This is a genomic window from Vibrio sp. V03_P4A6T147 (assembly GCF_002241085.1).
GTDB lineage: Bacteria > Pseudomonadota > Gammaproteobacteria > Enterobacterales > Vibrionaceae > Vibrio > Vibrio anguillarum.
The window spans coordinates 1-9,696 of record NZ_NDIO01000083.1 but is presented as its reverse complement, the minus strand read 5'-3'; the positions used below and the strand labels follow the sequence as shown (position 1 = coordinate 9,696).

General features: G+C 47.1%; 11 protein-coding genes. 4 read left to right on the top strand and 7 right to left on the bottom strand.

What is annotated here, in order from left to right; all coding sequences use genetic code 11:
• The first annotated feature begins 31 nt into the window (after positions 1 to 31).
• Positions 32 to 3,928, top strand: a complete 3,897-nt coding sequence (gene purL / locus B9J84_RS03015; protein ID WP_094123493.1) for a phosphoribosylformylglycinamidine synthase — start codon at positions 32 to 34, stop codon at positions 3,926 to 3,928.
• Positions 3,929 to 4,168: 240 nt separating this feature from the next.
• Positions 4,169 to 4,402: a DUF3622 domain-containing protein gene (locus B9J84_RS03010; RefSeq protein WP_010319076.1), complete on the top strand. Its 234-nt coding sequence runs from the start codon at positions 4,169 to 4,171 to the stop codon at positions 4,400 to 4,402.
• 79 nt (positions 4,403 to 4,481) lie between these two features.
• Here the strand turns inward: B9J84_RS03010 and B9J84_RS03005 are convergent, their stop codons facing one another.
• From B9J84_RS03005 to tsaA, 5 genes are all read right to left on the bottom strand, one after another.
• Positions 4,482 to 4,673 (bottom strand): DUF4250 domain-containing protein, encoded by a 192-nt coding sequence (locus tag B9J84_RS03005; RefSeq protein ID WP_026028975.1) that lies wholly within the window; start codon positions 4,671 to 4,673, stop codon positions 4,482 to 4,484.
• Positions 4,673 to 4,879, bottom strand: coding sequence for a YaeP family protein (locus B9J84_RS03000; protein WP_010319078.1), 207 nt, complete (start codon positions 4,877 to 4,879; stop codon positions 4,673 to 4,675). Before B9J84_RS03000 ends, B9J84_RS03005 begins: the two co-directional genes overlap by 1 nt.
• A gap of 108 nt (positions 4,880 to 4,987) precedes the next feature.
• Positions 4,988 to 5,629, bottom strand: a complete 642-nt coding sequence (locus B9J84_RS02995) for a tellurite resistance TerB family protein (RefSeq protein WP_013857413.1) — start codon at positions 5,627 to 5,629, stop codon at positions 4,988 to 4,990.
• A gap of 140 nt (positions 5,630 to 5,769) precedes the next feature.
• Positions 5,770 to 7,485 carry a proline--tRNA ligase gene (locus tag B9J84_RS02990; protein WP_094123492.1) on the bottom strand — a complete coding sequence of 572 codons (1,716 nt, stop codon included), beginning with the start codon at positions 7,483 to 7,485 and terminating at the stop codon, positions 5,770 to 5,772.
• An 88-nt stretch (positions 7,486 to 7,573) separates the two neighbouring features.
• Positions 7,574 to 8,269 carry a tRNA (N6-threonylcarbamoyladenosine(37)-N6)-methyltransferase TrmO gene (gene tsaA, locus B9J84_RS02985; RefSeq protein WP_047688902.1) on the bottom strand — a complete coding sequence of 232 codons (696 nt, stop codon included), beginning with the start codon at positions 8,267 to 8,269 and terminating at the stop codon, positions 7,574 to 7,576.
• 121 nt (positions 8,270 to 8,390) lie between these two features.
• Between tsaA and B9J84_RS02980 the strand changes: the two genes are divergently transcribed.
• A complete protein-coding gene (locus tag B9J84_RS02980; RefSeq protein WP_010319081.1) occupies positions 8,391 to 8,645 on the top strand; it encodes a type B 50S ribosomal protein L31 in 255 nt (84 codons plus the stop codon).
• A 3-nt stretch (positions 8,646 to 8,648) separates the two neighbouring features.
• Complete coding sequence (gene ykgO / locus B9J84_RS02975; protein ID WP_010319082.1) at positions 8,649 to 8,774, top strand: type B 50S ribosomal protein L36; 126 nt, start codon at positions 8,649 to 8,651, stop codon at positions 8,772 to 8,774.
• Between the two features lie 51 nt (positions 8,775 to 8,825).
• Here ykgO and B9J84_RS02970 read toward each other — a convergent pair whose 3' ends face one another.
• Complete coding sequence (locus B9J84_RS02970) at positions 8,826 to 9,275, bottom strand: YaiI/YqxD family protein (RefSeq protein WP_026027673.1); 450 nt, start codon at positions 9,273 to 9,275, stop codon at positions 8,826 to 8,828.
• A gap of 7 nt (positions 9,276 to 9,282) precedes the next feature.
• Positions 9,283 to 9,570, bottom strand: coding sequence for a hypothetical protein (locus B9J84_RS02965; protein WP_013857408.1), 288 nt, complete (start codon positions 9,568 to 9,570; stop codon positions 9,283 to 9,285).
• Between the last annotated feature and the right edge of the window lie 126 nt (positions 9,571 to 9,696).

Below are 9,696 nucleotides of genomic sequence, written 5' to 3'. Positions count from 1 at the left end.
CCTCAACCCACTGTATAAGAGACCTAAGCACATGAGAATTTTGCGTGGCTCCCCAGCGCTTTCTGAGTTTCGTGTTAACAAACTCGTTGAACTTTGTCGTGAACAGCAACTGCCTGTATCGGGTATTTACGCGGAGTTCATGCATTTTGCTGATCTCTCTGCGGATTTAGACGCTCAATCCCTTGAAAAATTAGAGAAACTACTCACTTATGGCCCAACGATTCAAGAACATGAGCCACAAGGTCTTCTTTTACTGGTCACTCCTCGTCCTGGAACCATCTCGCCTTGGTCTTCCAAAGCGACGGATATTGCGCATAACTGTGGTTTGAATGAGGTGAAGCGCTTAGAGCGAGGCACGGCTTACTACATCGAATTAGATCGCGAACTTTCTCAACCGCAACTTGTTACGCTTTATTCCCTGCTGTACGACCGAATGATGGAAGTCGTGTTTACCGATTTCGAATCGGCAACAGCACTGTTCAAAGTCGCAGAACCTACCCCAGTGGCGTACGTTGACTTGCTGAATGGCGGCCGCGCAGCGCTTGAAAAAGCAAACGTTACCCTTGGGCTTGCATTGGCTGACGATGAAATTGATTATTTGTTCGAAAGCTTCGTCACTAAGCTTGAGCGTAATCCAACCGATATCGAATTAATGATGTTTGCTCAAGCAAACTCTGAGCATTGTCGCCATAAAATCTTCAATGCCGATTGGACTATTGATGGCGTTAAGCAAGATAAATCGCTGTTTAAGATGATCAAAAACACTTATGAAGTGACTCCTGATCATGTGCTGTCTGCCTATAAAGATAATGCCGCCGTCATGGTGGGTTCGGAAGTTGGGCGTTTTTTCCCTGATCCAGAGACACGCCAATATGGTTATCACCATGAAAAAGCGCATATTTTAATGAAGGTGGAAACACACAACCACCCGACGGCGATTGCTCCTTGGCCGGGCGCTTCAACGGGTTCCGGTGGTGAAATTCGTGACGAAGGTGCAACGGGTATTGGTGGAAAACCTAAAGCCGGGTTAGTCGGTTTTACTACTTCAAACTTGCGTATTCCTAATTTTGTGCAGCCTTGGGAAACGGATTTTGGTAAACCGGGGCGCATTGTCACGGCACTCGATATTATGCTGGAAGGCCCGCTCGGTGGCGCGGCTTTTAACAACGAATTTGGTCGTCCAAACTTGTTAGGTTACTTCCGTACTTACGAAGAGAAAGTTAACTCTCACGCTGGTGAAGAAGTGCGTGGTTATCACAAACCGATCATGATTGCTGGTGGGATGGGGAATATCCGCGACGAGCATGTGCAGAAAAAAGAGATCCCTGTTGGCGCGAGCTTAATTGTGCTTGGTGGTCCGGCAATGAACATTGGCCTTGGTGGGGGCGCCGCTTCTTCTATGGCATCTGGTCAATCTGCGGAAGATCTTGATTTTGCGTCGGTACAGCGTGAAAACCCAGAGATGGAACGCCGCTGCCAAGAGGTGATTGATCGCTGCTGGCAACTCGGTGAGGCGAATCCGATCGCCTTTATCCATGATGTGGGCGCTGGTGGTATCTCAAACGCATTGCCTGAGCTTGTTGATGATGGTGAACGTGGCGGTATTTTCCAACTGCGTGATGTACCTAACGATGAGCCGGGAATGAGCCCGCTTGAAATTTGGTGTAATGAATCACAAGAGCGTTACGTACTGGCTGTAGCGCCAGAAAACATGGCGCGCTTTGACGCCATTTGCCAACGTGAGCGCGCGCCTTATGCTGTTGTGGGCATTGCCACTGAAGAGCGTGAACTGAAATTGGAAGATTCACATTTCGACAATACGCCAATTGATATGCCGATGGACGTATTGCTTGGCAAAACACCTAAAATGTATCGTGATGTGAAGACGCTGAAAGTTAATAATCCAACACTTGATCGCCGTGATATCGAATTGAACGAAGCGATTGATCGTATACTGCGTCTCCCTGCGGTTGCAGAAAAAACCTTCCTCATCACCATTGGTGACCGAACCGTCACTGGTTTGGTCGCTCGTGACCAAATGGTTGGTCCATGGCAAGTGCCAGTAGCAAACTGCGCGGTCACTGCGGCAAGTTATGATACTTACCACGGCGAAGCGATGTCGATGGGTGAGCGCACGCCAGTTGCCTTGCTGGATTTTGGGGCATCGGCACGTTTAGCCGTGGGCGAAGCGATCACCAATATTGCCGCTACCCATATCGGTGATATCAAACACATTAAGTTGTCGGCGAACTGGATGTCACCAGCGGGCCACCCAGGTGAAGATGCTGGTTTGTATGAGGCAGTAAAAGCGGTCGGTGAAGAGCTTTGTCCTGCGCTCGGCCTGACTATCCCAGTGGGTAAAGATTCGATGTCGATGAAGACCAAATGGGATGAGAATGGCGAACAAAAAGAAGTGACCTCTCCGCTATCATTGGTGATCACGGCATTTGCTCGTGTTGAAGATGTACGTAACACCATCACCCCTCAGTTAAGAACCGATAAGGGCGAAACCTCACTGGTTTTGATTGATTTAGGTAATGGTAAGAATCGCTTGGGCGCAACGGCGTTAGCACAAGTCTACAAACAGTTGGGTGACAAACCCGCAGACGTAGATAATGCGGCGCAGCTTAAAGCCTTCTATGAAGCGATCCAAACCTTGGTCGCGAATCAGCAGATTATTGCCTATCACGATAAAGGTGACGGTGGTTTATTCGTTACTCTAGCTGAAATGGCCTTTGCGGGTCATTGTGGCGTGAAAGCCGATATCGCCGCGCTAGGTGATGATGCGTTGGCCGCGTTATTCAATGAAGAGCTGGGCGCAGTCATTCAAGTTCGTCACCACGATTTAGAGACGGTGATCTCGACGCTAACGGCGCATGGTTTACAAGCGTGTTCACACGTTATCGGTCGTGTTGACGCTTCTGATGAACTAGCCATTACCGCTGGTGAACAACCTATTGTTGTGCGTAACCGCACCGAACTTCGCACCATTTGGGCTGAAACTACGCATAAAATGCAAGCGCTACGCGATAACCCGCAGTGCGCGGATCAAGAGTTTGCAGCAAAACAAGATAACAGTGATAAAGGTCTTAACGTCAGTTTGAGCTTTGACGTGCAACAAGATGTTGCGGCACCGTATATTGCTAAAGGCGTGAAGCCAAAAATGGCTATTTTGCGCGAGCAAGGGGTTAACTCACACGTTGAAATGGCGGCAGCGTTTGATCGCGCAGGCTTTGAAACAACCGATATACACATGAGCGACATCTTAACGGGTCAAGCGGTGCTTGAAGAGTACCAAGGCCTCGTCGCATGTGGTGGGTTCTCTTATGGTGACGTATTGGGCGCGGGCGAAGGCTGGGCGAAATCAGTGCTGTTTAATGTACAAGCTCGTGAACAGTTCCAAAGTTTCTTCCAACGTGAAGATACTTTCTCGCTAGGAGTGTGTAACGGCTGTCAAATGCTGTCGAATTTGAAAGAGTTAATCCCTGGTGCGGATTTATGGCCGCGTTTTGTGCGCAATGAATCAGAGCGTTTTGAAGCGCGCTTTAGCTTAGTGGAAGTGCAGCAATCTGATTCACTGTTTTTTAATGAGATGGCTGGCTCGCGCATGCCGATTGCGGTTTCGCATGGCGAAGGGCGCGTTGAAGTTCGTGATACGGCACATTTAACGGCGATTGAACAATCAGGCACCGTTGCGCTGCGTTTTGTGGATAACAACGGCCATGCCACGCAGCAATATCCGAACAACCCAAATGGTTCACCAAATGCCATTACAGGCTTAACGACTCAAGATGGCCGTGTGACGATCATGATGCCGCACCCAGAGCGCGTGTTCCGCACGGTAGCGAACTCTTGGCATCCTGATTCTTGGGGTGAAAACAGCCCATGGATGCGTATGTTCCAAAATGCACGTAAGAACTTAGGGTAACTCACCTTGTCGCCAGTGAGAGAAACGACTTAGTCTTGTTATTCCAGCCGCTGCAACTCAGCGGCTTTTTTGTTTACTTTGAGGATGAATTTTTTGTAAAAAATGCAGAAAAAAATTGTGATTTGTGCTCTAATGCCGCGCTTACCAAGGGATGGTGTTCAACATCCGCCGCCATATAATATAATGGCGCGCGACAAACGTTGATGAGTAATCCCTTATTATTCCCTTAGGAAAACGAAAATGTCAGAAAGTAAAAAATTTACCATCAAAGTGACTGAAAAGCGCAATGGTTGGGCGGCGGAAATCGTACGTCAAGTGACCTCTCGCAGAAGTGTTGTTTCAAAGCGCGAAATGGGTTTTGAAAGCGAAGCACAAGCACAAGCTTGGGCGGAAAAAGAGCTCAGTGGCTTTATTGAGAACCAAGCGAAACGCAATGAGCGTAAGGCTCTGGCAAGAAAAGAGAAAAAAGCTTAGTACAAAAAATCTGAGTGCTGTGCTTTAAGAACTGTTATTTGAACGAAAACCCGCTTTAAATTAGCGGGTTTTTTATGCCTTAACGAAATTGACCGATTTGCGGTAAAAACTCAAAACCTGCACTGGCTAAGCGAGCCTCTAATGCCGCCCGATCGATATCAAAGTCATCCGCCAGCCTATCAAGATCGCCATTAAAATCATCACGTAGCTTCATATTGATGATGCTCATCAGCATGATTGGATCCATCGAGGCAAAATTGGCTAAATTCATCACTTATCCTCGAAATCAGAAATCAGCAAGTTAGCTGCCGCAAAGGCTGCTTGCTCTCGAACCGCTTTTGGCAGCGATTCGTCTGCTGCGACATCATTCAAAGTTTTGATGGCGCAGGAGATTGCTTGAGGAATATAAGCTTGATCACCACTGCCTATCTGCGCATAAAGCTCGCGCACTAATTCACAACAACCGTAAACTTGCATAGATTAAATCCTAACTAATGATAATGGCTCTCAATATACACATTACGTTTGGCAAAGACAAAATCAGAACTTGCGTTTGCGCAAGCTCTGATTGCATGTGATGAAACTTTAAGCATTCACTTGCTGCTCTAGCGCCATGACCAGATCGTCGGCTAGCTGTAGTTGCTTAGCGAGCTCGTTCAGATACGCTTTTTCCATGAAATTTTGTTCATCGGCGATAAGTAAAGAGGCCAGATAAAGCTCACTCGCTTGTGCGGGCGTTGTGGCTAACTGTGCAATAGCTGCGGGATCGAGCGGTTTATGCAGCTCATTTTTTACCAGCTGCTGCAATTGGTTATCTGCGCCCATTTCAGAGATGGCTTGCTCAATTTTCGCCATTTCTTGTTCATCCACATGGCCATCAGCTTTTGCGGCGGCAATCATCGCTTTTAGGATCAGCGTGCTGTGGCTAGCATCATTAGGGTCAAAGCTAGACTGCGGTTGAGTGGTCGTTTGTTTTGCTTGCCAGTCATTATACGCTTTATAGGCTAGTGCGCCGAGCGCCGCTGCTCCACCAATCCCTATCACTTTAGTGCCTATTTTTTTTGCTTTCTTCGAGCCCATCAATAAACCGATTAGGCCACCACCGAGTGCACCAGCTCCTAAGGTTTTGAGTTTACTTGAATCTTGTGTGATAGCGCCGAGTTGGCTTGAACCTTGTTTTACGATGTCTGAATTCAATGCTTGGTTAAGCAAACTTTTTAGATCCATAGGTCACCTCCATTAATAATGGATTAAAGAATAGATCACCGTAGATGAATCGAAGATTAATATGCTTGAAAAAGCTTGTGTGGCTGGTGACAAAATAAAAAAGGTTGCCATTTAGGCAACCTTTTCAATAGCACACTTTATTAGGCGATTTGAGCATTAATAAAGGAGACTATTTCATTCATAGCAACGGCCGACTTCTCACCACTGCGGCGATGTTTATATTCGAAGTTGCCCTCATCCATACTGCGATCGCCAATAATGATGGTATGTGGCACACCGATCAGTTCCATATCTGAGAACATTACGCCCGGGCGCTCTTTACGATCATCAAATAGCACTTCAATACCAGCTGCGGTCAGTTCCGTATACAGTTTTTCAGCAGCTTGTTGGACGCGCTCTGATTTGTGCATGTTCATAGGGACAATCGCCACTTGGAAAGGTGCGATCGCGTCAGGCCAGATGATGCCGTATTTATCGTTGTTTTGCTCGATGGCTGATGCCACAACGCGTGATACGCCAATGCCGTAACAACCCATCTCTAAAATGGTGTTTTTACCATTGGAATCAAGAACGCCACAGTTCATTTTCTCAGAGTAGTTGGTACCCAATTGGAAAATATGACCCACTTCGATACCGCGTTTGAGCATTAGTGTCCCTTTGCCACATGGGCTTGGGTCGCCTTCAACGACGTTACGGAGGTCTCCCACTTTCGCTAGCTCAACGTCACGGCCCCAGTTGATGCCAAAGTAGTGTTTGCCATCGATGTTGGCTCCTGCGCCAAAATCGCTCATGACGGCTACGCTGTGATCAACGATAAATGGCAATTCAAGACCAACAGGGCCAAGAGAGCCTGGGCCAGCACCAATCAGCGCGCGAATCTCTTCTTCGCTAGCCATTTCTAGCGGAGCGGCAACTTCAGCGAGTTTCTCGGCTTTGATTTCATTGAGTTCATGATCACCACGGATAATCAGTGCCACGATAGAGGCATCGATCTCATCAGATGCTTTTACAAACAGTGTTTTAACTGTTTTCTCAATCGGTAGGCCATGCTGCTCAACCAATTCAGCGATGGTTTTGGCGTTTGGCGTATCAACCTGCGTCATCTCTTGAGTTGGCGCGGCGCGCTCAACGACTGGCGCAATAGCTTCCGCTTTTTCGATGTTGGCGGCGTAATCCGATTCAGTTGAGAAGGCGATGATGTCTTCACCACTTTCAGCCAATACATGGAACTCATGAGAGCCGTTACCACCGATAGCGCCGGTGTCGGCTAATACTGGGCGGTAATCAAGCCCCATGCGATCGAAGGCTTTACAGTAAGCTTCGTGCATCGCTTGGTAAGATTTCTCTAAGCCTGCTTTATCAATATCAAAGCTATAGGCATCCATCATGCAGAATTCACGAGCACGCATCACACCAAAACGAGGACGTCTTTCATCACGGAATTTGGTTTGAATCTGGTACAGGTTCAGCGGCAATTGCTTGTAAGAGCTGACTTCGTTGCGTACCAAGCTGGTGATCACTTCTTCTGCTGTTGGACTAAGCACAAACGGACGAGTATGGCGGTCAGTAAAGCGAAGTAGCTCAGGGCCCATTTTCTCAGAGCGGCCTGTCTCTTCCCACAGTTCAAACGGTTGCACAACGGGCATCAAGGTTTCGATTGCACCGGCATTGTCGATCTCTTGACGAACGATGTTTTCGACTTTACGCAGCACACGTAGACCAGTAGGCAGCCAGGTATAAAGACCTGAAGCCAGCTTACGGATCATACCTGCACGTAACATGAGCTGATGGCTCACGACTTCTGCGTCGTTTGGAGTCTCCTTCAAAGTAGAAAGAAGATATTTACTGGTACGCATTCTATGGTATCCGTTTCATGATAGTTAAAAGCGCTCTCCAATGAGAGGCTAGAATTAAGCCGCTAATAATATCAGCCAATCGGCTTTGTCAAAAGCGTTCTATTGCGGTTACTGAGACTAAGTTGTTTGCGATAGTGAATTTTACGTTCAGATCGAACAGATTTACCGCATATTCTTTATGATCGATTTTGTGTTTCTTATAGGCTGGGCGAGGGTCTTGAGCCAGCACTTGCTCTATGACGGCTTTAACCATGTCGTGATCTGCACGCGCATTCAGTGCTGTTAACGCCGCTTGGCTAAAGGTCACTGCGATCTTGTCGGGCTCGCTCTCGGCATAGCCACCGCTGGCTGTGGCTATCGAATCGGAATAGGGAATATAGGGTTTGATGTCAATGATCGGTGTGTTATCGACTAAATCTACGCTGCCTAGTTCCAAATAAACCTGATCACCTTGTTGAGTGACGCCTTTCAATTCAACGGCAGACATACCGATACCGTTAGGTCGAAACGTGGCCCGTGAAGCAAATACGCCGATCCGCTCATTCCCGCCTAAGCGCGGTGGGCGCACCGTCGGTTTCCAACCGGCATCGAGGTTTTGGTCAAACAGAAAAAGTAACCAGACATGGCTAAATTGTTCGATGCCTCGCACCGACTCTAAGCAATTAGCGTGACCGATGAGCTTGACTCTCGCGCTTGCGCTCGCCACTAAGCGAGGTTGGCGAGGAACGGCAAATTTTTCTTTATAAGGCGTTTCAATAGTGCCAATCGGAGCAATGGTGTGCATATCCGTATCCGTCTTTTTTCACGTTGGTTGAGAAAAATATCATATTTAAGCTTGCTTTTCTTCTTGGTAATGATTATTAATTGGCATGTTATAACATAACAATTTAAGTGAGGGAAAATTGATGAAAGACGGAATTCATCCGCCATACCAAAAAGTGGTTTTCCACGACACCAGTGTGGATAAGTATTTTATTGTGGGTTCAACGCTAAAAACTGATCGGACGATCGAGTGGGAAGATGGCAACACCTATCCTTATTTCACCTTAGATGTGTCGTCTGAATCGCATCCGTATTACACCGGTAAGCAGCGAGTTGTTCAAAAAGAAGGACGAGTGGCGAATTTCAATCGTCGCTTTGCTCAGTTTGGTAAGGAGTAAACTATGAAAGTATTAAGTTCATTAAAAAGCGCAAAATCACGTCATCCAGATTGTCAAATCGTCAAAAGACGCGGTCGTTTATATGTAATTTGTAAAACCAATCCAAGATTTAAGGCGGTTCAGCGCTAATGAAGAGAAACGGTTGGACAGGCTAGTGATTGTCCAACCGTCAAAACGTGGTTATTTGTTCGCTTTAGCCAAAATGCGATCCAAATGGTTGGCAAATTCGCGTCGTTCTGTTTGAGAAAGCGCACTTGGTCCGCCAGTTTGGATACCGCTTGATCGCATTGTGTCCATAAAATCTCGAATATTGAGGCGAGCCTTGATGGTCTCTTTGGTATACAGCTCACCACGAGAATTGAGTGCCAAGCCACCTTTGGTTATCACTTCATCGGCCAGCGGAATATCGGAAGTAATTACCAAATCGCCCACTTCTACCCGTTTGACGATTTCGTTATCGGCAACATCAAAACCACTGGGGACTTGCAGTGAACGAATGTTGGATCGTTGCGGAATCGGAACGACATGATTGGCCACAAAAGTACATTCAACGCCCGTTCTTTCGGCTGCGCGGACAATGGTTTCACGAATTACTTTCGGACATGCATCGGCGTCCACCCAAATTTTCATCATTCAATTACTTCTCGGTTAGTTGTGCCTCTAGGGCTGCTACTCGGGCTGACAAAGCGGCTAGTTGCGTTTCAAGTTCGGCTACCTTGTTCGCGCTATTTTCCGTACTAACGCTCACTTCTACTTTGGGAACTCGGTGTGCATTTTTCCAACTTTTGATGGTTGCAATCAAGGCTGGCATTGGCACTGAGGTGCTAAGACGTGACTTTACTAAGGCCACACTCGGTTCCTTTCCCTGTTGTTGTAAGAGAGTCAAGATGCTTTCTAGTTCTTGAGTGACATCTTTTGTGAGCATAGGTTGTCCTTTTTGTGAGTTGCTGTGATCTTACCTTTTATTTACCAAGAGCAAAAGTGGCGAAGTGTTGTAAGAGATCTCGCACATTGTTTGTAAGAAATCACAGTGTTTAACGCAGTGTTTGGT